Annotated in this window: 10 protein-coding genes; 7 read left to right on the top strand and 3 right to left on the bottom strand. The window is 44.7% G+C overall.

Features of this window, described 5'->3' with window-relative positions; genetic code table 11:
- Nucleotides 1-332 precede the first annotated feature (332 nt).
- Genes MLE17_RS13580 through MLE17_RS13570 form a run of 3 tightly spaced genes read right to left on the bottom strand, consistent with a single transcriptional unit; the run spans nt 333 to nt 7,357 of the window.
- Entirely contained in the window at nt 333-2,480 is a 2,148-nt protein-coding gene (locus MLE17_RS13580) for a RagB/SusD family nutrient uptake outer membrane protein (protein ID WP_243349250.1), read from the bottom strand.
- 12 nt (nt 2,481-2,492) lie between these two features.
- Nucleotides 2,493-5,834, bottom strand: coding sequence for a SusC/RagA family TonB-linked outer membrane protein (locus MLE17_RS13575; RefSeq protein ID WP_243349249.1), 3,342 nt, complete (start codon nt 5,832-5,834; stop codon nt 2,493-2,495).
- Between the two features lie 35 nt (nt 5,835-5,869).
- Complete coding sequence (locus MLE17_RS13570) at nt 5,870-7,357, bottom strand: DUF4992 family lipoprotein (RefSeq protein WP_243349248.1); 1,488 nt, start codon at nt 7,355-7,357, stop codon at nt 5,870-5,872.
- 699 nt (nt 7,358-8,056) lie between these two features.
- Here MLE17_RS13570 and MLE17_RS13565 point away from each other — a divergent pair.
- From MLE17_RS13565 to MLE17_RS13535, 7 genes are all read left to right on the top strand, one after another.
- Nucleotides 8,057-10,810: a glycoside hydrolase family 78 protein gene (locus MLE17_RS13565; RefSeq protein WP_243349247.1), complete on the top strand. Its 2,754-nt coding sequence runs from the start codon at nt 8,057-8,059 to the stop codon at nt 10,808-10,810.
- Between the two features lie 86 nt (nt 10,811-10,896).
- The gene (locus MLE17_RS13560) at nt 10,897-13,494 is read left to right on the top strand and encodes a glycoside hydrolase family 2 protein (RefSeq protein ID WP_243349246.1); all 2,598 of its coding nucleotides are present in this window, start codon (nt 10,897-10,899) and stop codon (nt 13,492-13,494) included.
- A 137-nt stretch (nt 13,495-13,631) separates the two neighbouring features.
- Nucleotides 13,632-15,071 carry a sialate O-acetylesterase gene (locus MLE17_RS13555; RefSeq protein ID WP_243349245.1) on the top strand — a complete coding sequence of 480 codons (1,440 nt, stop codon included), beginning with the start codon at nt 13,632-13,634 and terminating at the stop codon, nt 15,069-15,071.
- A 191-nt stretch (nt 15,072-15,262) separates the two neighbouring features.
- Complete coding sequence (locus MLE17_RS13550; protein WP_243349244.1) at nt 15,263-17,983, top strand: hypothetical protein; 2,721 nt, start codon at nt 15,263-15,265, stop codon at nt 17,981-17,983.
- A gap of 96 nt (nt 17,984-18,079) precedes the next feature.
- Complete coding sequence (locus MLE17_RS13545; protein WP_243349243.1) at nt 18,080-21,619, top strand: malectin domain-containing carbohydrate-binding protein; 3,540 nt, start codon at nt 18,080-18,082, stop codon at nt 21,617-21,619.
- Nucleotides 21,620-21,688: 69 nt separating this feature from the next.
- Entirely contained in the window at nt 21,689-22,360 is a 672-nt protein-coding gene (locus tag MLE17_RS13540) for a vitamin B12 dependent-methionine synthase activation domain-containing protein (RefSeq protein ID WP_243349242.1), read from the top strand.
- A gap of 492 nt (nt 22,361-22,852) precedes the next feature.
- Complete coding sequence (locus tag MLE17_RS13535) at nt 22,853-24,733, top strand: right-handed parallel beta-helix repeat-containing protein (RefSeq protein ID WP_410795631.1); 1,881 nt, start codon at nt 22,853-22,855, stop codon at nt 24,731-24,733.
- Nucleotides 24,734-24,764: the final 31 nt, after the last annotated feature.

Below are 24,764 nucleotides of genomic sequence, written 5' to 3'. Positions count from 1 at the left end.
AAACGCTGCTTAACCAACCGTCCAATGTTTTTATCGAAAGCCTCTCTATAAGCGAGACTTTCGAGCGTTGTCTTCGAGCTAATTTGGCGCATTCTTCTTTGTTTTGGGTTGTGGTAATCGTTTCATTACCATTGCGATACAACTTGTGTGGGCTTTTCTGGGCCGTTATAATCAACAAAAAATGGATACTCTTTCTGTTCTTGAAAGAGCATCCATTTTTCGTTTTATTGTCAGGGTGTCTGACAATATAAGAGAGATATCTTATTTGCTTCAAAAAAAACAACCGGACAAATAAATCTGTCCGGTTGTAATGTTATTCAGAATAAAATTTATTATTCAGCTAATGGGTCAAAAGTACCATTAATATTGCCATGCAGTACATCTGCCCATCCAATGGTTTGCAACAAAGTGACGTTGTTCGTTTGTGCACCACTTGTCAGACCAATGAAGTAATACTGAGGTTTGAAGGAAACAACCTTTCCAGCTTCATCTCCCTGACGCGTTTTACGCATCAGATAAGTAGTATAAAAGGTTACCAAAGCATTCGTTTGAGTGCTTAGATCAGTCTTCAAATCCATGGCCGCCGGACGGTTGGTTTTAATAGGATCTTTTCCTTGTGCCTCTTCTGCTGTAGCTTTAGCAGTAATTTCAATATTGTCTCTTCGCTTACCGTTCAAAGGCTCTACGCCCAAATAGGTACATGTATTACCTCCAAATCCTGTCAATGTCCAGGATGTTGGCACACCTGCTATTTGATTGAAAGCGGCTCCGCCATCCCATAGTAACCAACGACGCATATCATCAAAGCGTTTACCTTCATATGCCAATTCTATTTGACGTTCATATAGGATTGCTCCAAATAATTTTCCTCTATCAGAAGCCAAGTCTGAGCTCAAACCATATAGTCCATCAGTACCAGCGGGAAGGCTGGCGCGTTTACGGATGTCTTTTAATGCCTGAATAGCCTCGTCTGGATGTCCGGCTCCACAGGCAGCTTCAGCAAAGTTGAGTAATACCTCAGCATAGCGGATTTCCATCCACGGCATTGCTCCTTCACCAAACGGACCTTGTTTGTTTTCTAGGCTCCATCTGTATAGCAAAGTAGGGATTGGTGTGGTCATGTCGAAATCGTCTGAACGTTTACGAATATAAACACCTTTATAATTCAGGCCTAGACCATCTGCACCGTAACCACTCTGAGTTATGTCGGCTTGTTTGGTAGAGTTCGCATACCAGGAGTAGTTCCACAACATGTAGTTAGCTCCGGAGTATGGATAATCAACTCCTAATGAAGTAGGATCGCTGGCTGCATCAAACCTCCAGGATACACCCGGAAATCCGAAAGTTCTATAGAAACGAGGGTCACGATTCGCAAAAAACGTCAATGGGTTGTAAGTTCCTACTTCTGTCGGTTTTTTACCATCGGCCATTGGAAATAAATCCACCATCATCGATGTGGGACTCATTCCGCCACCATTCTTATTAGTATTGGCTGGGCGTATAGTCTGTTCCCAGTGATTATTCCTATAGATTTCATTGGCTGCATTGTCATCATGAACTTTATTATAAAGCGTTACAAATACAGCTTCATTGCTGTTAAAATCAGAAAATATTTTTGCCCAACCGGCGCCGTTAATTCCCGGAGCGTCTTTATAGGCCAGACCAAATCCTCCTGCAGTCAGCGCGTCAATTGCTTTTTTGTTTGCATCGTAGGCAGCTTGCCAACGATCGGCATTGTCGGCACGATTAAATAATGGACTAGCATAAAGCAATCTGGCGCGACCTGCAAGGGCTAAGGCTGCTCCTTTGGTAACGCGACCAAAATTTGCATCGTCCCAGCGTGCTGGCAACATGCTTGCGGCTGTATCCAAACCCTGACAAATGAAATCGATACATTGTTTGGTGGTTGAACGCGGCACTTCCAGAGCTTGAGCCTGACTCACATCAGTTACCTGTACATGGTCAACAATAGGTACACCACCATAGGTCTTTACCAACAAATAATATTGCCAAGCACGGAAGAAATATACCTGACCAAGTAATGTTTTTTTCTGAGTGTCAGTCAATGTACTACCTGAAACACCCTCTAATACATCGTTACAATTACGGATTTCCCCCCAGGGGCCGGCATTGGTAGCTTTATTAACGTGGAACCAATCGTTCAGTCCGCTTGATGTACTTAAGATAACATCAGGACTTACAAAATTTGAAAGTCCGCTAAATTCTTCGGTTGACTGAGATTGAATATCCGCTTTACCCGAGCTGGTACTTCTGTATGATAAACCATTATTGACATCAGGGAGTAATCTCAGATATATATCCTGAACTCTCAATGATGCCCCTGCATAATCATTGTAAATATCAGGAGTAAGATTGGAATAGTTCTTCTTATCCTTCAAGAAGTCGTCGCTACATCCCATCCAAAGGAAAATGCTTAATAAGCAAGCGACGTGAAAAATCGATTTATATAGCTTTGTCATTATTTTGTCTTTTTAGAGTGTAACATTGATACCCAGAGTAATTTTCCGTAATGTAGGATACTTGCTATAACTTGACATCGGACTCATAAAATGATCCGGATAAGGGTTATAGAAACTGATCATATTCTGACCGGTCACATTTAATCGACAGCTTTCAACACCCACTTTGTTTAACCATGTTTTCGGCAGTGAATACGCTAGAGTAATGTTACGCAGGGTAACATCGGTATTACTGATTTTCCAGAAAGTAGAAGCAACACTATTAACATCCGAGAAACGTAAGTTTGGATATCTTGCATCGAGGTTCTGTGGAGAAACCACTCTACCCTGGTTATCGAGTACATCCTTATAAACATACATATTGCCAGCCCAGAATGAAGGTAAATTGGTATATTGCATTACATTATAGCCAGATGCGGTCGAAATAATACTTGAAGTACTAATTGCCTGTGTCGGCATCAATCCATAGCTTCCCCAGCTGGCACCTAATTGAGCGCTGAATGACAGCTTCTTCCATTCACCCCCCATATTTATTGTAAAGCCAAAAGGATTAGAAGAGAATTTTGATATCTGTACTACATCTTTTTCATCAATTACGTTTCCGGCAGGATCATTCGGGTCATTTGCCGCGTAATATGTACCGTCAGCTTTCTGTGAGCCTCTGACATTATTGTAAATCATCATACCCGGATGAACATCAGCCTGAGTTTTTCCCATGTAGGTGACAATTTTATTGGCCGCAAAATACTCTGCAATCTCCTGATAGCTCCGGAACATGCCAATTGACTGATACCCCCACACTCCGCGGTCAGCACGTTGATTTGGCATTAAATCGGTAAATGTGCGAGTCGCCTCACTAACCCAAGGGGCCTTAATAATCTTATTATCTGTATAACCGGTATTCAGCTTAACGTAATATTTGAAATCTTTTCCGATCTTATCTCTCCAGCCTAACGAAATTTCAATTCCATAATTTTCAATAGTACCGTAATTTGAAGGCGAAGCTATAGCTCCAACTGTACTTGGGAAACCCGCAGTGTTGGTAATAGCCATAAATACATTCTTTGTAAGATCAGAATAACCATCCAAATTGACTGTTAAACGATTGTTCAGGAAAGCCAGATCCAGTCCCAAGTTTTTCTTGTAACACTGATCCCATTGTGAATTGCGATTGGGTACTGCAGAGGGTAATTGAAAGTGTGGTCCGGCATACGCATTAGGGTCTGTTCCGAAAATAGGTCCCTTAACAGTTTCAGATCCGTAGAATTGCGCCCATTGCCAGGCTCCGATATTGTCACGTCCCAATAGACCGAATGACCCTCGAATTTTCATATAATCTACGAACGTCACATTTTTCTTGAAAAATGGTTCTTCAGAAATAATCCAGCCGGCAGACAAGGAAGGGAACACTCCCCAATAATTTTCCGGAGCAAACTTGGTACTTGCATCCGAACGAATTAAAAATTCTGCCAGATATTTATTGGCATACGAGTAATTGAAGCGGCCAATGTACGATAATACTCCACCTTCAGAACGGGAGAAAGATGTTGTTTGATTTCCACCTGCTCCATTCGACTGATAATTGGTAAATGAATATGGTCCTGTAACATTACCCCACACATATTCTGATTCATTTTCGGCTTTTTCAATGGTAAACAATCCGCTTACGTCATGTTTGCCGAATGTACGTGAATAGTTGACAATAAAGTTCAATTGATAATTATCGCTACGACTCATGTTTCTTCTCAGATAGTTTCCATTTGAAACAGGTATAGTTGTCATGCCGGTTAAATTCATAGCATGCTCTTCTGTATCTGTGTACAGGTGAGAACCACTACCACCGCGAGCCCCGTCAGCAAATTTATAGAGCGAATAATCAGAACCAAATTCGTTGTCTTCTGTTGTGCTGATATTCTTAGAATATGTAGCTTGCAATTTCAATCCTTTCAATATATTGCTCCATCCAAAATCATAATCCAACGAAGCATTAATGACGTTGTTATGAGGCTTGTTGGTAACGAAATTGCCGATATTTTCGACAACATTGTAGTTGTATTCCTGCGTTTGTTCAATGGCACCGTTTGTAACACCATAAGCAGCAATTGGCAGGCCATTTACATATTCAGGAATGTAACGGGGACGTGTCAATAATGTAGCATAGTCTTTATCTGCATTAGACCCCCCAACTTTAACGTTTGCTTTTGTTGTACTGCCATAGTCTCCTGATACTCGCAAAGAAGATTTTGTCCACTTATTGATTTTAGCTTCTACTCCGACATTGTAATTCCAGCGGTTGTAATCAATTCTACCCAAGTTTCCATCTTGTGTAACATACGATATACCTCCAAAATAAGTAGCATTATCTGTACCTCCACTTACATTGATACTATGCTTTTGTGACATCGCAGAACTCCAGTATTTATCAACCAAATCATAGTTAAGCGATTTCATTGCATTCAATTCGTCTGCCTGGAATAAATCATTTTTCTTATCATAAGGACTTGTCGGGTCAGCAGCGCGTATACCATTCCATATCAAACCAAAATTATAAGAATCCAGCATTTTGGAACGATAAACTTCGTCAGCATAACCAAATTGTCCGCTGTAAGAGATTTTTGGTTTACCTACTTCTCCTTTTTTAGTCTTCACCAAAACAACTCCTTGCGCAGAACGGGCACCATAAATGGCTGCAGCAGCATCTTTCAGTACCGATATACTTTCAACCATATTCACATCCAGGTTGTCAAATGCCTGCTGGCCTGCTGTTGGATCATATATAAAGCCATCAATGACGTACAATGGAACCAGGAGACCGGTACTGGAGGAGGGGGCAGCTACACTTAAATTACCGTTCCGGATTACAAGTGATGTTGGAGCACCAGGCCGACTTCCGCTTTCGCTTACACTGACACCATTGATCTGGCCTTGCAAAGTAGATGAAAGGTTGGTAGCCGCAAGGTCGCGAATTTCAGAAGTGGCTACCGAAGCAACCGCACCCGTCAAATGCGCTTTCTTTTGGGTACCATAGCCTACTACGACTACTTCGTCCAGCTTCATTTGATCTTCCTTCAAGACAATGCGCGTATTTTTTAAGGCTGAGACTGTCTGAGTTAAATATCCCACATAAGTTACAGTCAGTTTGCTATTAGCCGGAACCTTAAGAGTAAATTTTCCGTCAATATCTGTAACCGTTCCTGTGGTAGTACCACTTACCCTAACGGTAGCTCCGATAATGGGTTTTTGATCTTCACCCACCACGATTCCATTAATCGCAGAGACTTGCTGAGCCTGAGCCGGCAATGCAAATGCCTGGATGAGGGTAAGTATCAGACCAAGAATTATATATTTCTTCATCTTGCTATTTTTTTATTGTTTATATTCTTTATGTATTAATTAGAAGGTAACCAACGTGGGTCTCCGGAGCCTTTTGCAATCTGAGTAGCTCCCTCCATTTTAAACACTCCGTTACCCTGATAAGTCAATTGAGGATCGGAATCAATATAATCACCACTGGTATCACAACTTGTAGTACCCTGCACTTCTCCTATTGGGAAAGCACCATTGTACCAATAGGAGTTTCCACCTCCTGTAAAAGTTGCGTTGGTATTTCCCCTACGAAAACGTCTTACAAAGCCGTTACTACCCGAAGTGGCAGCATTCTCTGCTGAGTTGACTATAACACATTTCTGTATGGTGATTTTATCACCAACTTGCCCCATAGCTCCATTTGAGTTAAAGGATTGGGCTCCTTCAGAACAGTGGTAGAATGTAGAGTGGGTTATAGTAACACTTCCATTTGCCCAGGTTTCAGTCAATGGTTTTACGCTACCAGCATTTCCTGATGATATCTGGCAAATGCGATTGCTGCTATTAGCAACTACTTCGTTGTAGAAAGTACTGTTGGTTATCGTCATATCCTTTACCATACCAGCTCCGAAACGAATTGTTGCAAAACCGAAGGAATTGGTGTTTTGTCCGATAATGCAATCTTTGATAAGGAATGAGCCTATGCCATATTTCTTGCTATTGTCGTAGAAAAGGTAATATTTCAGACCTGTAATCTTGCAAGACTGGATTGCGATAGGAGCAGTAGTTGGAACTACTGTGTATCCTGTAGAAGTCAATGTGATTGCAGGATTTGGTGTTGCACTCATCAGAATTATTGAACTGGTGTTGGCTCCAGCAAAACCGGAATAGTCAATATCCATAAATTTCATTTTGAATCCAACTCCATTATTGACGAATGAACCATTGGTCATAGCAATTTTTGCATGATTGACTTTATCCCCACGGATAGTTACCTGTGATCCGATCGCAATATCACCGCTCATAGTGTAATTTCCATTGGGTTCAAGTTGATAACACAATTCTGTTGTACTGGCAGGGATAGGATTTGCAGTAAAATAATCTGTTAAATTGGTTCCGCTTGGAATCGTAGCTGTAATAGCTAACAGGTTATCGTACAGCTTTTCAGTTGCAGTGGTTGCCTCCGTGTTGTTGTACTTAGCATTTCCCAAAGTTTTAATAACAACTTTATAACGTGTATCTTCCTGCATTGGGCGCTCAACGCTAGTTCCATCTACCACTTCATTTTCAGTGCCGACTAATACCGGTTTGGTAGGATCGTCAACAATGTAAAGAGAAAACTGATATCCTCCGGCTCCATATACTACCGGCCATTTAAATGTTAGTTTAGAACCGTCAGCACTGGGAGTTACTGTGATTTGATCCGCCGCCGGAGACTCTAATTGCGCATTTTGCACACTTGGAGCCCATGTCAAGTTATCCTTGAATCCATCTATACACGATGTAATAGATAAGGCGACTGCGATACAAACCAGACTTAATAATGTTCTGAATTTGCTTCTCATCTTCATAGGTTAAGTTTGAATTTTAATAAATTGTTTGTTGATTTGGTTTACTTATTGGGTTTTTGATATAATAGCCTCTGTTTTTATTTGAGTCTTTGAAAGGCTGTGCTTTTATCGATATTAGACATCTTTATTAAGGCGTGTTTTCAAGACTCAGTTTTCTTATAGCATGATATGAGATCTGTGTTTTAGATTTCATCACCTGCTATAGAGTCAGTGGTGAAGGGGTTGTATGTTACATGGTACTACTGATGCTTAATTCTTAGTTGTGCATTTTGAAGCATTGTAAATATTTACGTGCACAAATGTATAATGGAATAGCAGCAAGCAGGTACACGAATTGTTGAATTACCATAGTAAATTGTTGTATAGGCTTTGATGTTAGATAGTTAAAGAGGGGTTCTTGGCATCTCAATGCCTTTGCAGAACGGCGTTGCAGAGTGTGAGGTAATGGCTGGTTATTGTATTTTTCAGTCATCGTTATAAACGTTTTAGCTCTGCAATATGTTTAGAATGTCTGTTGGAAACGTGCAGTTGAGCTCCATTTTTAACACAGCTGCCAGGTAGAGACGGTGCCGGCAAATCGCTACTGTTTTTTATTAATTCGTGTACTTTAATACTTCTATTCAAGGGTAATTTTGAACTTCTAAATTTTGAGTTCAGATCTCGTCCGATTTCTGTAAATAATTATTGAAAAACACAGTCATGCTTTCATTACGAAAAATAACTCTGTCATTATATGCTTTGTTGTGGGTTGCCACTGTCTCTGCGATTGAGGTAACACGAACTACCTGCGAATTAATCACAAACCCGGTAGGAATTACTGCTAAAGGTCCGCGTCTGGGCTGGCAATTACATTCCTCTGTCAATAAAGATAAACAGACTGCTTACCAGATCATTCTGTCGATGGATAACAAATCTATTGAGCGGGGAGTCGGTCGTGTCTGGAATTCAGGTGTGGTAAAGTCGGACAAAAGCCAGTTTGTAGAATATGCAGGTCCTGAGCTTAAGGAAGGCCAGCGTTACCTGTGGCGCGTAAAAGTATGGGATGCAAATAAGAAAGCATCAGCGTGGAGTGAGGTGTCATCATTCGAGACCGCACCTCCAATGGCTACAGCCGCGTTGTGGATCTCTGCTATTTCACGCAAGAAAGCCAAGCTGCCGGAGGGCCGCAACTTCCACCAGCCGTCGATGAAGAAAAAGGAAATTGCGGATCTGTGGGGGCCGGTGGACTCATTGGCCAAACGCAGCATCTTGTTGCGCCATCCTATCGCTATAATGAAGAAAGTGAAAAGTGCGCAGGCTATTATCTGCGGACTGGGACAATACGAGCTTACCCTCAATGGTGAGAAGATTGGTCAGAGCCAGTTTGCTCCGGCATGGAGTGATTACGATAAGACCGTATATTACAATATTTACGATGTAAAGAAAAACCTGACTCAGGGCGAAAATGTCGTCGGCGTGATGCTGGGTAATGGCATGTACAATGTCACCGGTGACCGTTACCGTAAGTTCTGGGTAAGCTTTGGGACTCCGAAACTTTACTTCATCATGCGTCTGAAATACGATGACGGTACTACCGAGCAGATCGTCTCTGATAAAAGCTGGAAATATGCCTTGAGTCCCGTGACCTTCAACTGTATATTCGGTGGTGAAGATTACGATGCAAATCAAGAACAGCCCGGTTGGGATAAGCCCGGATTTGACGACTCAGCCTGGAAAAAGGTGGTGCATGTGGAAAATCCGAAAGGAGAGATGATGCCGCAGTTGACCGCACCAGTGAAAATTATGCAAACATTCGGGGTGAAAGAGGTGAAAAAAATAGGTACAGATCCGGTAATTCTTGATATGGGGCAAAACCTGTCCGGATTTCCTACTATTAAGGTACAAGGCAAAAAAGGCCAGACCTTGCGCTTATGGGTGGGAGAGTCCATCAAGGACAGCGCCGTGAATCAGAAACGCACCGGCAAACCCTATTATTTCCAATATACGCTGAAAGGAAACGGGGTAGAGGAGTGGACACCGCGTTTCTCCTACTACGGTTATCAATATATACAACTCTACGGTGCTGATTATCTGGAGAATGCGCCCGGCAGTGATAAGCCTGTCTTACTGGATGTGAAATCAAACTTTGTCTATAACTCAACTGCCGAAACAGGTACGTTTGAGTGCTCCAACGATATTTACAATAAAACGCATTGGTTGATCAACAATGCTATTAAAAGTAATTTTCAATCCATTTTTACCGACTGTCCCCACCGGGAGAAGCTCGGTTGGCTGGAGCAAAACCACCTGAATGGACCTGGTCTGATGTTTAATTACGACCAGACACAGATGTTTGCCAAAGTGATCCGTGATATGCAGGATGCCCAGTTGCTGGATGGCTTGGTTCCGACGACTGCACCCGAATATACCGATTTTGAATTTATTCGTGACTTTAAGGATTCGCCGGAATGGGGAGCAACCTCGGCTATTCTGCCCTGGATGTATTATGAATATTACGGTGATGCTTCGCAAATAGAGAAAGCTTATCCGATGATGACCCGCTACATGGCTTATCTCGATAGCAAAGCGAAAGGCGATACATTGGCTTTTGGTCTGGGCGATTGGTATGATTATGGTCCAAAACCTGCCGGGTATTCGCAAAATAGCCCGATCGCACTCTCTGCTACTGCATTTTATTACTATTATGCTGATCTGGTGGCCAAATCTGCTAGAATGCTGGGTTTAAAAAAAGAGGCAAAACAATACGAGAAAAGAGCCGAAGCAATCCGCCGGGCCTTTAATGCTAAATTTTTCAATCCCAAAACCAAACAATACGGTACAGGAAGCCAGTATTCCAATGCCATGCCGATATTCCTCAATATTGTTGAGCCTAAATACCGTCAGTCGGTGCTGGATAATCTGGTGACCGACATCAAAGCGCACGGTGATCGCTTGACTACCGGTGATATCGGTAACCGTTTCCTTTTCCGTGTGTTAGCTGATAATGGGCTGAATGAGCTGATGTACAAAATGACGAATCACAACGATGCTCCGGGGTATGGCTTTCAGTTAAAGTACGGCCTCACCACCTTGACCGAGCAGTGGGATCCATCGAAAGGCAACTCGTGGAACCACTTTATGATGGGGCAGATCGAGGAGTGGTTTTACCGTTCGGTAGCAGGCATTCAGCCGGATATGAAGCAGCCGGGATTCAAACATACGATCATTGCTCCGCAACCCGTTGGTGATCTGACTTACGCAAAGGCTTCATACGCATCAGTTTATGGGCCGATAAAAGTAGATTGGAAAAAGGGAAACGGACAATTCAGATTGAAAGTCTCTGTACCTGCTAATACTACTGCTACCGTGATTCTACCTTCTTCTAAGGTGACGGTCAGTCAGGGCGAAGGTGTTTCATTGAAAAAGAATAAAGCCGAAATAGGCTCGGGTGATTACGAATTCGTTTGTGAATGATTAATGAACGCTAAGTCGCAAAGACGCGAAGGGATTATTTAAAGAGCCTTTGCGTCTTAGCACCTTTGCGTTTAATTGAATAAACTATGAAAAAGACCACTTTTTTACTTCTATCGCTATTCCTGATTTTGGCTGCCCAGGCGCAGCGGCCCTTCTCTACCGCTGGTTTTTTCGAATGGAAGAATCAGGGCCGGGAGGTTTTTGACTTCAATATCGGTTGGCGTTTTCATAAAGGCGATGTTGACGGAGCTGAAACTGTTGCATTCGATGATTCAAAATGGGATGTGGTAGCCACACCGCATACCGTGGAGTTGGAGCCGTCGGAAGCCAGTGGCGGTCGCAATTATCAGGGCATTGCCTGGTACCGTAAGCACTTTACGGTCAATAAGGATCTGGCAGGGAAAAAAGTCTATCTGCACTTTGAGGCTGTGATGGGGAAATCTAAAGTTTACCTGAATGGCAAATTGGTGAAAGAGCATTTCGGCGGTTATTTGCCATTTAATATTAACCTGACTGATCTTGGCGTAAAGCCGGGTGAGAAGGTTTTGGTAGCTGTGATTACGGACAACAGCGATGATAAAACCTATGCTCCGGGCAAGAAGCAATCACAGCTTGACTTTACCTATCACGGGGGAATGTACCGTGACGTGTGGATGGTGGCAGTCTCTCCGGTTCATATTTCTGATGCCAATGAGGCCAGTAAAGTAGCCGGTGGCGGAGTATTTATTCATTCAGATAATATCAGTGAAAAGCATGCCGATGTCTTTGCTCAGACAGAGATTATCAACGAATCGGCTAAGGCTGTCAATCTCAAACTGGAAACTACACTTTGTGATGATAAAGGCAATCCGCTGAAGACATTAGTGACCGCAGTGAAACTTTTACCCGGTCAGGCTCAATCTGTAAAACAGCAATATTCGGTAAAGAATCCGAAGCTTTGGACGCCGGATTCTCCTTATTTATATCAGGTGAAAAGTCGCGTATTGTCAGGTAATCAGTCTCTTGATGGGGTGATGAGCCGCATTGGTATTCGTTCTATCGAGTTTCGGGGGAAAGAAGGCTTTTACCTGAATGGAAAACCCTATATCCAACTGCTCGGAACCAATCGTCACCAGGATTTTGCTTATGTGGGAAATGCTGTGCCTAATAATATGCACTGGCGCGATGTGAAAAAGCTTCGCGATGCCGGTTGCCGCATTATCCGTTCGGCGCACTATCCGCAGGATCCTTCATTTCTTGATGCGTGTGATGAATTGGGAATGTTCCTGACTGTGGCTACTCCCGGCTGGCAATATTGGAACAAGAAAGATAGCATTTTTGAACAACGCGTATATGACGATGTGAGAAATATGATCCGTCGTGATCGCAATCATGCTTGCGTAATCGCTTGGGAACCTGTGCTTAATGAAACTCAGTTTCCACTCTCGTTTTCCAATAACGTATTGAAAATTACTCACGATGAATATCCTTATAATGGATGTGTGGCCGTGGCTGATATTCATTCGGCAGGAGTGGCCGAAAACTACGACCTCGTTTACGGTTGGCCAAAAGATACCGGTACGGTGAAGCAAAGCATCTTTACCCGCGAGTTTGGCGAGACGGTGGACGATTGGTATGCCCACAACAATAATAACCGAGCAGCCCGCAGCTGGGGTGAACGACCGCAAATCGTGCAGGCATTGCGACTGGCTCAGACGTATGATGAAATGTACACCGCCAGCCGTCAGTTTATCGGTGGTGCGCAGTGGCACGCTTTTGACCATCAGCGCGGTTATTACCCTGATCCTTACTTCGGGGGAATGATGGATAACTTCCGTCAGCCTAAATATGCTTACTATATGTTTAAAAGCCAGCAGGATGCCGATGTGAAACTGCCGGTGGCCGAAAGCGGTCCGATGGTTTATATCGCACACGAAATCACTCCATTTTCAGATCCTGATGTGGTGGTATTTACCAATTGTGATGTAGTCCGCCTGATTGTTTATGAAAAAGATACGCTGGTGATGAAAGCGCCTAAGGTTACACCCGGTATGCCGCATCCGCCGGTCATTTTCAGGAATGTATTTGACTTTATGAAAATGCGTGTCCTAACTTACGAGCAGAAGAAATGGCAGCAGGTGAGCTTTGTGGCGGAAGGTTTGATTAACGGCAAAGTGGTGTGTTCGACTAAGAAAATGCCGTCCCGTCGATCTACTAAACTCCGATTGACACTCGATAATGACGGTCAGTCATTGGTGGCGAATGGTTCTGATTTTGCAGTCGTAGTCGCAGAAGTGACTGATGATGAAGGTAATGTGCGCCGTCTGGCCAAAGATCAGGTCTATTTCACGGTAGAAGGCGAGGGCGAGATTATCGGCGATGACCGCATCGGAGCAAATCCTCGTTTGGTTGAGTTTGGCTCTGCACCGGTGCTGATCCGTTCCACACTGAAAGCGGGTAAGATAAAGGTCAATGCCCGTGTCCTTTTCGAAGGGGAGCATGCACCGAAAGCCGCTACTCTCGAATTTGTATCAGTACCTACTGCCCTCAAAGCGGTATATGACGAAACTCCGAAAACGGTTTCAGCAAAAGCTAAGACTTTTGGCAAAGAGCATCAGTCCACCCGCACCGATGAAGAACGCAAACGCGAGCTTCAGGAGGTACAGGATCAGCAAAAGGATTTTGGAGAGAAAATAAAGAAATAGGAGAGACCTCACTATCGTCCGGATATGTCAATTGATAAACCGGATTCCCCTCCTTGGAGGGGTAGGGGTGGGTAAATTACGACTCAACAGACCTGACTTATTTAACCATTGAATTGACATTCCAATACAAACTAAATATGAATAATATTTTATCCAAAAAGACATTTGCCGGTCTGGCGTTGTCGCTGATGATTAGCGCAACTGCTTTTGCCCAACCCAAGCCGGCTTCCATTTTTACTGATAATATGGTGCTTCAGCAGCAATCCGAAGTAGCTGTGTGGGGAACAGACCAACCGGGCAAAAGAGTGCAGATTTCAACTTCGTGGAACGGAAGGAAATACGTAGTGGTAACCGATGCTAATGGTAAATGGAGCACAAAAGTGGCTACACCCAAAGCCGGCGGGCCATACGATGTGACTATTTCTGACGGTAAACAGGTGAAACTATCAAACGTACTCATCGGAGAGGTGTGGATTTGCGCCGGCCAGTCAAACATGGAAGAGCCGATGAAAGGCTTCAAGGCTTCTCCGGTGGCAAATTCCAATGATGCGATCTTGCGTTCAAAAAACAAAAATATTCGTGTAATCACAGTTCCCCGAGCATCGACTACCGAGCCGCAAACAGAATTTAAAGCGCAGTGGGCTGAAGCTACACCGGCTTCTGTTGCTGATTTTTCGGCGACAGGATACTATTTCGGAAAACTGGTCAATGAGATTACAAATGTACCGGTGGGATTGATATGTGTGAGTTATGGCGGTTCCTGCATTCAGGCATGGATGAGCAAAGAGACTTCTTGCGCTTTTGAAAAGACCGGAATTCCTCAAAAAGGAGACAGTATCAAAGTGCCGAATCGCACTCCGACTACTTTGTTTAACGGAATGCTTAATCCGGTAATCGGTTATGGTATCAAAGGTTGCATCTGGTATCAGGGTGAAACCAACTATCAGGAGCCGGACAGATACCCTGACATGCTCAAAACGATGGTGTCAGACTGGCGCAAACGCTGGAATGTGGGTGAGTTCCCTTTTTACTTTACCCAGATAGCGCCTTACGACTATTTTTTGTTGACTCCGAATGACAAAAGCGAGAAGAATAACTCGGCTTATATCCGTGCCGCTCAATTAAAAGCTAAATCAATGATTCCAAATACCGGAATCGCGATTTTGCTGGATGCCGGTGTGGAAAATAACATTCACCCTTATGACAAAAAGACTCCGGGCGAAAGACTTGCTTATCAGGCTCTTGCGAAGACATACCAAGTGACCGGGTTTGGTTACGATAGTCCGGAGGTGGATCAAATGACGGTAAAGGATAGTACCGTAAGTCTTTCACTCAAAAACATTCCGAATGGCATTACCTCTTATGACAAGGAAGTGACTCTTTTTGAAATTGCCGGAAGTGATAATAAGTTCTATCCCGCGAAAGCAGAGCTGGGGCGGAAGTCTATTACGGTGACCTCACCGCAGGTAAAGAACCCGGTATCAGTGCGCTACGCCTTCCGCAATTATGTGGAGGCTCAGGTATTTAATACTGAAGGGTTGCCGATGGGAACTTTCTCGTTGACGCTGACTAAATAAGCGGCCATTGTATAAATTGTTGATAATTAGTTTTCTGTGATCGCTATTTACAACGGTTGTCAGATACTGATGTTTAATTGATAATTCTTATACGGTAATCATTTCGAGTCAATGTAATTTTGAATTGCATTCCTGTTAAGGCATTTATATAAATGCAGACGGGTTTGGGAAATAAAAATAAATACGATAATATGAGAAAACTGCTGGTTTACCTACCATTTTTATACTTGTTATTTTGTTCATTTTCTATTGAAAAGGTAACTATAGTTGCTGATACAGCTAAATCGAAAAGAGTCGGATTTGGTGTAGAACGCTTGAAAGAGTCCCTTGCATCTGCAGGTTTTCAGGTCAGGATTTCTGCTAAAGCTGATTCCAAAAGAGTTATTGCCGTAGGAGAATGGGATGATCTGACAACAGGTAAACTGGCTCAGAAATCGAAGTTGTCTTTTGATAAAAAACCAGCCAAAGAGGGATTTGCCATCAAGTCGGCTGATGGGGTTACTATCATCAAAGGTGCAGATGCATCCGGCGTACTGTATGGTTGTCTGGAATTGGCAGACCGCATCAAAAAAGATAAGAAACTGCCTGCTTCATTGAATATCACCGATCAGCCCGAGATGGTAATGCGTGGCGCTTGCATCGGTGTGCAAAAAACGGTGTACCTGCCCGGTCATGATGTATATGAATATCCATATACTCCAGAGAATTTTCCATGGTTCTACGATAAAGCCTTGTGGATTAAGTACCTTGACATGTTGGTGGATAACCGCATGAATTCGCTTTACTTGTGGAACGGTCACCCGTTTGCTTCATTGGTTAAACTGAAAGATTATCCGTTTGCAGTAGAGGTGGATGACAAGACATTTGCCAAAAATGAGGAGATGTTCAAGTTCCTGACCGAAGAAGCTGAGAAACGTGGTATCTGGGTGATTCAGATGTTTTACAATATCATCGTTTCAAAACCTTTTGCTGACCATTACGGGATTAAAACACAGGACCGCAGTCGTCCGATTACTCCGCTGATCGCTGATTATACGCAAAAGTCGATTGCTGCATTTATTGAAAAATACCCTCACGTGGGCTTGCTTGTTTGCCTGGGAGAGGCGATGGATACTTACGAAGATGATGTGAACTGGTTTTGCAAAACTATCATACCCGGGGTAAAAGACGGTCTGAAAGCATTGGGAACCAAAGACCTTCCTCCGATTGTAGTGCGTGCCCACGATACTGATCTGAGCATGGTGATGAAAGAGGCTTTGCCTTTGTACAGTAACCTTTACTCGATGCACAAATACAATGGAGAGTCACTCACAACATACGAGCCGCGTGGCCCATGGGCAAAAATCCACAAAGACCTGAGTGCTTTGGGTTCTGTTCATATCTCGAACGTACACATTTTGGCTAATCTGGAGCCGTTCCGTTACGGTTCACCTGACTTTATCCAGAAGTCGGTGTCAGCAATGCACAATATACACGGTGCCAATGCGATTCACATTTATCCACAGGCTTCCTACTGGGACTGGCCTTATTCAGCCGACAAAGCACCAAATCGTTTGCTCGAAATGGACCGTGACTGGATGTGGTACCAGGGATGGGCGAGATATGCATGGAACGACCACCGTGATCGCAAAGATGAAATCAACTATTGGTCTAATAAACTTTGTGATTTCTACGGATGTGCTCAGGGTGGAGAAAATATCTTGGCAGCTTACGAGCAGACCGGAGAGATTGCACCTAAATTACTTCGTCGCTTTGGTATCACCGAAGGAAACCGTCAGACTCTCTTGTTGGGAATGTTGATGAGCCAGTTGGTAAATCCGTACAAATACAAAATCTATCCCGGATTCTACGAATCATGTGGTCCAGAAGGAGAGAAACTGATTGAATGGGCTGAGAAAGAAAACAAACATCAACCTCATATCGGTGAGTTACCGTTTGATGTGACCAATGATGTCGTTAAACGCGGTAAACTTGCTGTTGAATCCATCGAAAAAGCAACTCCGTTTGTCACTAAAAATAAGGATGAATTTAATCGTCTCAAAAACGACGTTTATTGCTATAACGAATTTGCCAATTTCTTTGCCGATAAGGTAAAAGCAGCGGCGCTTATTCTTGAGTATGGTTATACCAAAAATATAGCATTACTTGACCAGGCAGTTCCTTTCCTGGAAAGCAGTCTGTCGCATTACAAGAAACTGGTTGATTTGACCAAAGACACTTACCTCTATGCCAACAGTATGCAGACCAAACAGCGTCGCGTGCCGGTGGGTGGTGATGATGGTAAAAACAAAACCTGGGCAGAGCTTTATCCTTACTATCAGACAGAATACAACAATCTGAAGAAAAACATCGTGATGCTGAAGGCCAATAACGGTGTGAAAAAGGCTACCGAGATTGTTCCGCTTAAACCGGCAACCGTAAAAATACTATCGAAAGATTTTGTACAGTATCCGTTGAGCGGCGGCAAAATAGTTTATTCGGATACGACTTTCAGTATCAAAACTATTGCACCGGAATTGAAGAAACTGAATGCGCTGAAGACCAGCTTCAAATCACAAAACAACTTGCCAACCGAAATTCAGTTTACCTGCGACAAGCCGGTGTACGTGTTGGTGGGATTCCTGACAGGTAATGACCGCGGATTCCTCAAAGCACCAACGCTCGAAACCGATGCAAGTGCGAATGATTACGGACAAGCTGAGCCTAAGCTGATGAATGCGCTAAATATTCCGACTTTGGCTCCGGTAAATATTCACAGCTATTATTTCAAAGCCGGAAACAATACCCTCCGACTCGGTAAAGGTGCCGCTCTTTTGCTTGGCTTCATTGACGGAGAGCAGAAGATGCCAAACCGTGATGCCGGATTGACTTCTGCGGGTCAGACGGAAAGTGTTGATTGGCTTTTTTACTAAGCTGAATATCCGCGATTGCAACCCGTGGATGAAAACGAAATGAACGAAGAACCCGGAAAGGGTTCAACAATATAGTACTCAGAAATTCATTCATATATGAATTCCCTTTTTCAGAAAATATCAAAGAAACTCACAATAGTACCGGTGCTGCTGCTTTTGGCGGCATCGGTTTTTGCTAATAACGGTATCCGTCATGAGGTATTACTCAACGACGGATGGAAAACCGTTATGAACGAGACCAATGCAGATGCCTATAAAGGTTTCGAACAAACGGTTTTCAACGATGCCAAATGGAAATCGGTGAATGTTCCTCATAACTGGGACCAGCACGGAGGATACCGTCGCTTGAAACACGGAAATCTCCACGGTTATGCCTGGTACCGCAAGTCATTTGTCATAGGAAATAAAGAAGAAGGCAAACGCTATTTTCTCTATTTCGAAGGGGTGAGTTCGTATGCAACCGTATATATGAACGGTAAGAAAATCGGTTATCATGCCGGTGGCCGCACTACATTTACGCTCGATGCTACCGATGCTTTGGCTTTTGGCAAAAGCAACATTCTCGCCGTGAAGGCTGACCATCCGGCTATGATAAGTGATTTGCCGTGGGTGTGTGGCGGTTGTTCGAGTGAATGGGGCTTCTCGGAAGGTACGCAGCCGATGGGGATTTACCGTCCTGTTCATTTGGTGGTAACTGATGAGGTACGTGTGAACCCTTTTGGCGTACACGTGTGGAACGACTCTACAGTGACCGGGAAATCGGCACTTCTTTTCCTTGAAACCGAAATCAAAAACCACGGAGCCGCTACACATCAGATTCAGCTGGTGCAACGATTCATTGACGGGAAAGGTAAAACGGTTGCCCAACTGCAAACTACGGAAAACATCACTGCCGGTGCAACGAAAACCATTAAGCAACAATTTACGGAGATTCAGCATCCCACTTTGTGGTCGATTGAGAATCCCTACCTCTATACTTTGGTCACCGAGATTAAGGAAAATAATCACGTGATTGACAAAGTGGAAACTCCATACGGTATCCGCTGGGTGAAATGGGACATAAAAGGAAAGAATCCCTCCAACCGTTTTTACCTGAATGGAAAACCGGTTTTCATCAACGGAACTGCCGAATACGAGCACCTGATGGGCCGCAGCCACGCCTTTACCGATGAAGAGGTGGTTGCAAGGGTGAATCAGGTGAAAGCAGCCGGGTACAACTCATTCCGCGATGCGCACCAGCCGCACAACCTGCTTTACCAGAAATACTGGGATGAGTCGGGAATCCTTTTCTGGCCGCAACTTTCGGCGCACATCTGGTACGATACTCCCCAATTCAGAAACAACTTCAAGCAACTGCTGACCGAGTGGGTGAAGGAGCGTCGCAACTCTCCCTCAGTCATTCTGTGGGGTTTGCAGAACGAAAGTACACTGCCGGAATCTTTTGCCCGCGAGTGTACGGAACTGATTCGCACGCTCGACCCGACTTCCTCTTCTCAACGACTGGTGACTACCTGCAACGGTGGTACCGGTACCGACTGGAATGTTATTCAAAACTGGTCCGGAACCTATAGCGGCAATCCGGCTAAGTATGGCGAAGAGCTCAGCTACCAACTCCTGAACGGCGAGTACGGTGCGTGGCGCAGCATTGACCTTCACTCCGAAGGAGAATTCAACCAAAGCGGAGCGTTGAGCGAAGACCGGATGACACTGCTGATGGAATCGAAGATTCGTCTGGCCGAAGCGGTGAAAGACAAGGTTTGCGGACAGTATCACTGGTTGCTTAATTCGCACGAAAACCCCGGACGTATTCAAAACGAGGAGGGGACGCGTGACATCGACCGCGTAGGTCCGGTAAACTACAAAGGAGTATTCACTCCGTGGGGCGAACCGCTCGATGCTTTCTATATGTTCCGTGCCAATTATATTTCGAAAGAAAAAGAGCCGATGGTCTATATCGCATCGCACACCTGGCCCGACCGTTGGATGACTCCGGGGGTGAAGGATGGCATTATTGTCTATTCAAATTGCAATGAAGTTGAGCTTTTCAACGATGTGGACGGCGCTTCATTGGGACGTCTGAAGAATCAGGGTCGCGGCACCCATTTTACCTTTAATAATATTGATGTAAAATACAATGTATTGAAGGCAGTCGGCTATGTCAATGGTAAAGCCGTGGCTACCGATGTGATTGTATTGAATCATTTACCTAAAGCGCCTCTGTTTTCCCAAAAAGAAAAAGAGAAACAAGCGATAACCGCTCCTGAAAAGGGCTTCAACTACCTTTTCCGCGTGAACTGCGGGGGAGGGGATTATACCGATGCGAATGGCAAACTCTGGATGGCAGACCGTGCCAAAACGGATTCCCTTTCATGGGGTTCGGTGTCATGGAGCAAGGATTATCCCGGAATGCATCCCTATTATGCGAGTCAGCGTCGCACGCGTGACGCGATCGCTGGGACGAATGACGATGCGCTGTTCCAAACCTTCCGTTACGGCATGGATAAACTGCATTTCGATTTCCCCGTTCCCGATGGAGAGTACCGCGTGGAGCTTTACTTTACCGAACCGTGGTACGGAATCGGCAATGTGAACGCCAAAGGCTGGAGAGTCTTTGACGTGGCGGTGAACAACCGGATTGTATTGAAAGATTTCGACATCTGGAAAGAAGCCGGTGTAAATCGTGCGGTGAAAAAAGCATTTAATGTAAATGTAAAAGGCGGTCAGTTGTCCATCAACTTCCCTGATGTGAAAGCGGGTGAAGCCGTGATTTCGGCCATCACCATTGCTTCGAAAGACAATACCCTGAAAGCTGCTCCGGCATCATCCCTGTTCATTGCCGACCTGGCTGTGACGGCAGATTCTACGGAATTTCAGGTAAAAACATGGACCGACACCGGCGATAAGGCATTTTCCAATTCGGATGCGTCATTCTCCTCATTGCCAGCTGCATTATACACCGCCGAACGCATTGTACGCCCTACTGATACGAAAGCGGCCGTCAGCTTCAGGCTTACGAATGATGCCACTGTGTATATTGCATTGTCAGATAAGATTAGTTTGTTCCCACCGTGGCTGACCGGATTTGAAATCACGAATCAGAAGGTGGAACTCTCAAACGGTAAGAAATACAACCTTTTCAAGGCCCGCTTTAAAGCCGGCGACAAGGTGAAAACGCATAGCAACGCGACAGCCGACTATATCGTATTCGTCACACCCGATGTGAAGATGGACGAAGCCAAAGAGGCGCGTTCGGTAACGACTTACGAAGCCGAAAAAGCCAAAATACTGGGCCCCGGTTTGGTAAAAGGCAATTTCAAATCGAAAGGTTATGTCGAATTTACCCGTCCGGAGAAAGACACGTTGGAATTCAATTTCTCTGTCGGACTGGCCAGCACCTATCTGCTCCGTTTCCAGTATATGAATATGAATACGACACCGGCTCCGCTGGATTTCGAAATCATTTCTCCGAATGGAACGGTGATGCGTAAGGATAGGCTGGAGTTTCCGGTGGCTTCGGAGAAATGGAAGTCGTTTAATACCACCACCGGCACCACGATCAATGCCGGTACATACAAACTCCGACTGCTCAACCCCGGATTGAAAGGGGTGCGCATCGTTGCCTTGGAGGTGGAGTAAGATTTAATTGAATCATATCAGACCTGACTGGTTTTCAAAACCTGTCAGGTCTATGACATACAGTAATAAATGTACCAACAAACCCTTTCCCCTCACGACCTATCCATCCGCCGGAGTGAAATCTGGCTTACGATGGGATATCTCGGGGCAGAACCGACTCAAGATGTAGAAGAAATGATGGAAAATCTTCTTCAACAGGCGTATGAGGTTTGCCGGCCGCAGGTAGGATATGTGGTGAAGGATGGAGCGGTGATTGACCCGCGTCACATTCGGATTGAAGACCATACTTTCAAGCCCGGGCGCACCATCACCAAGTATCTGGATGATTCCACTCGGTTTGGCGTTTTTGTAGCCACGGCGGGGGAGGAGTTTGAGCAATGGGCATCGTCGCTGAATGATATTGTACATACCTATATGGCAGATGCCATCGGTTCGGTGATTGCCGAAGCCGCTGTAGAGTACATTACGGAAAAAATCAGGGAAACGGCTTTATCGATCGGGCAAAACATCAGTAACAACTACAGCCCCGGCTATTGCGGATGGAGTGTGGCCGAACAGAAATCTATTTTCGCCCTTTTGCCGGAAGGATTCTGTGGCATTTCGCTCAATGATTCCTGCCTGATGCACCCCATCAAGTCGGTCAGCGGCATTGTCGCTATCGGCAATCAGGTAGAATGGCGCGATTACCAGTGCGGCATCTGTCACCTGATTGATTGCGTGAAGCGGAAGGTGAAACGGTGATTTTTAATAAGATATATCATCGATACAATATGTAATTCAATCGTTGAAAGATGAATATACATTACTTGAAGATTCAATTCAACGACTGCAAATGCTGAATACAATGCAAGCAGAAACAAATACAACACTTGCAGATGCGAATACATCGAATGAAATTAACAATACATTGAATGAAATAGATGATACATTGAAGATATTTCAAGATACATTGAATTAAGGTGACGATACATTGAAGATAATAGACAATACATTGAATGGAAATGACAATACATTGAAGATAATTGTCAATACATTGAATGGAATTGACAATACATTGATGGAATTAATAATACATCGGGTGTAATTAATAATACAACGCAAGTATTTAACAATACATCGCCCGAAGATATGAATACAATATGTGTAGCTACTAATACATTTGGTAAAGAAGCAAATACAACGCATTTAGGCATTAATGTAAACCATGCAGATGCCAATACAAGTTATAATTTCATGAAAAAACAATCCAAAGCACTCCTCGCCTTACTTTTATTGGGCATGAGTACCACTTTTACACAAGCTGCCGACATCTGGGTTTCGCCCAAAGGCGATGATGCTAATCCCGGCACAGCGGCACAGCCGGTTAAATCTCTCATCATTGCTCTCCGCAATGGCAGCGAACTTCGCCGTACCCATAAACTTCAACCCAATGAACCGGTAAATATACTTCTCAAGGGTGGAGTCTATAGCTCCGAAGAGCCGTTGTTTATTCGTCCGGAAGATTCGGGAAGCCCGACATCTCCCACTGTGATTCAGGCGGTGAAAGGGGAGAAGCCTGTGATTTCAGGAGGCGTTTCTGTGACCAATTGGGAGAAGGCGGGCAACGTAGCCGAACTTCCGGCTGAGGCACAAGGCAAAGTGTGGGTGGCGAAAGCTCCCCGCGTGGGCGGACGTCTTTTAGAATTCCGTCAGCTTTGGGTAAATGATAAAAAAGCCGTTCGCGCTCAGACTCCGGAATGGCAACAGATGAACCGTATCATTCGTTGGGACAAGAAGAAAGCGATTTGCTGGATTCCTACTCCGAAATACGGCAAGTGGGAAGATACCAAACAGCTCGAAATGATTATTCACCAGTGGTGGGAGATTGCCATCCTGCGCGTGAAGAGTGTCGAGATTCACGGAGACAGCACCTGCCTCAGCTTTTACGAACCCGAGAGCCGCGTACAGAATGAGCACCCGTGGCCCGCGCCGTTTATGTCTAAAAAGGACGGAAACTCACCGTTCTATCTCGCCAATTCTATCCGCTTCCTCAATACGCCGGGTGAATGGTACGAAGACCTTGAGAAAGGGCTCGTGTACTACTATCCCCGCGAAGGAGAGAATATGCACAAGGCGGAAATCATTGCTCCGAATCTTGAAAACATTGTCAATATAAAAGGAACCCCTGACCGTCAGGTCTCAAACATTCAGTTTAAGGGTATCACCTTTGAGCACGCAGCGTGGATGCGTCCGTCGCGTGCCGGTCACGTGCCTTTGCAGGCGGGAATGTACATGCTCGACGCTTACAGTATTGAAAAAGAAAAAGGCACCGACGAACGTCCCGACCTGACCAACCTGGCCTGGCTGGGTCGCCCCACGGCGGGAGTGACGGTGATGAATGCCAATAACATTTCGTTTAACCGTTGTGTCTTCCAGCACATGGCCTTCGCCGGACTCGACTTCGTGCGCGGCACTTCTTACGATACCGTGGAAGGTTGCGTTTTCAAAGATATGGGAGGAAACGGGTTGCAAATCGGTCTCTTCTCCGATGAAGCTTATGAGACTCACCGCGCCTACAATCCGCAGGATATGCGCGACGTTTGCCAGTACGAACGCATCGCCAACAACTACGTGACCGACTGTGCCAACGAAGACTGGGGCTGTGTCGGTATCGGTGCTGGCCACGTGCGCAACATCAACATCGAGCACAACGAAGTATATGACGTTTACTACACCGGCATCAGCATGGGTTGGCAGTGGAACAAGCGACTGAACTGTATGCGCAACAACCGCGTCTTCGCTAACCTCGTTCACCATTATGCCAAGCAGATGTACGACGTGGCGGGCATCTATACCTTGTCACCGCAGCCCGGTTCGGAGATTTACGAGAACTGTGTCTATGACCTGGTCAAGGCTCCGTATCCGCATGACCCGAAACACTGTTTCTATCTCTATACCGATGAAGGCTCCAGTTACATCCGTGTCCACGACAACTGGACCGAAGTGGCGAAGTTTCTTCAGAACGCCAATGGCCCCGGCAACGAATGGACCAACAACGGCCCCGATGTTTCCCTGGAAATAAAGAACAGGGCGGGCATTACTCCGGAATATCAGGATATAAAAAGCGTTAAGTAGTAAATGAGTTATAAGTAGTCAAAAGGAGTAG

It is taken from the genome of Parabacteroides sp. FAFU027 (genome assembly GCF_022808675.1).
Lineage (GTDB): Bacteria > Bacteroidota > Bacteroidia > Bacteroidales > UBA7332 > CAXXIC01.
This window is presented reverse-complemented; position numbering and strand designations above follow the sequence as displayed.

Bases quoted from the DNA above. Each gene is read 5' to 3' on its own strand.
- MLE17_RS13540 (WP_243349242.1), top strand. From the start codon at position 21,689: ATGTACCAACAAACCCTTTCCCCTCACGACCTATCCATCCGCCGGAGT.
- MLE17_RS13570 (WP_243349248.1), bottom strand. From the start codon at position 7,357: ATGAAGATGAGAAGCAAATTCAGAACATTATTAAGTCTGGTTTGTATC.
- MLE17_RS13550 (WP_243349244.1), top strand. From the start codon at position 15,263: ATGAGAAAACTGCTGGTTTACCTACCATTTTTATACTTGTTATTTTGT.
- MLE17_RS13555 (WP_243349245.1), top strand. From the start codon at position 13,632: ATGAATAATATTTTATCCAAAAAGACATTTGCCGGTCTGGCGTTGTCG.
- MLE17_RS13565 (WP_243349247.1), top strand. From the start codon at position 8,057: ATGCTTTCATTACGAAAAATAACTCTGTCATTATATGCTTTGTTGTGG.
- MLE17_RS13545 (WP_243349243.1), top strand. From the start codon at position 18,080: ATGAATTCCCTTTTTCAGAAAATATCAAAGAAACTCACAATAGTACCG.
- MLE17_RS13575 (WP_243349249.1), bottom strand. From the start codon at position 5,834: ATGAAGAAATATATAATTCTTGGTCTGATACTTACCCTCATCCAGGCA.
- MLE17_RS13535 (WP_410795631.1), top strand. From the start codon at position 22,853: ATGAAAAAACAATCCAAAGCACTCCTCGCCTTACTTTTATTGGGCATG.
- MLE17_RS13560 (WP_243349246.1), top strand. From the start codon at position 10,897: ATGAAAAAGACCACTTTTTTACTTCTATCGCTATTCCTGATTTTGGCT.
- MLE17_RS13580 (WP_243349250.1), bottom strand. From the start codon at position 2,480: ATGACAAAGCTATATAAATCGATTTTTCACGTCGCTTGCTTATTAAGC.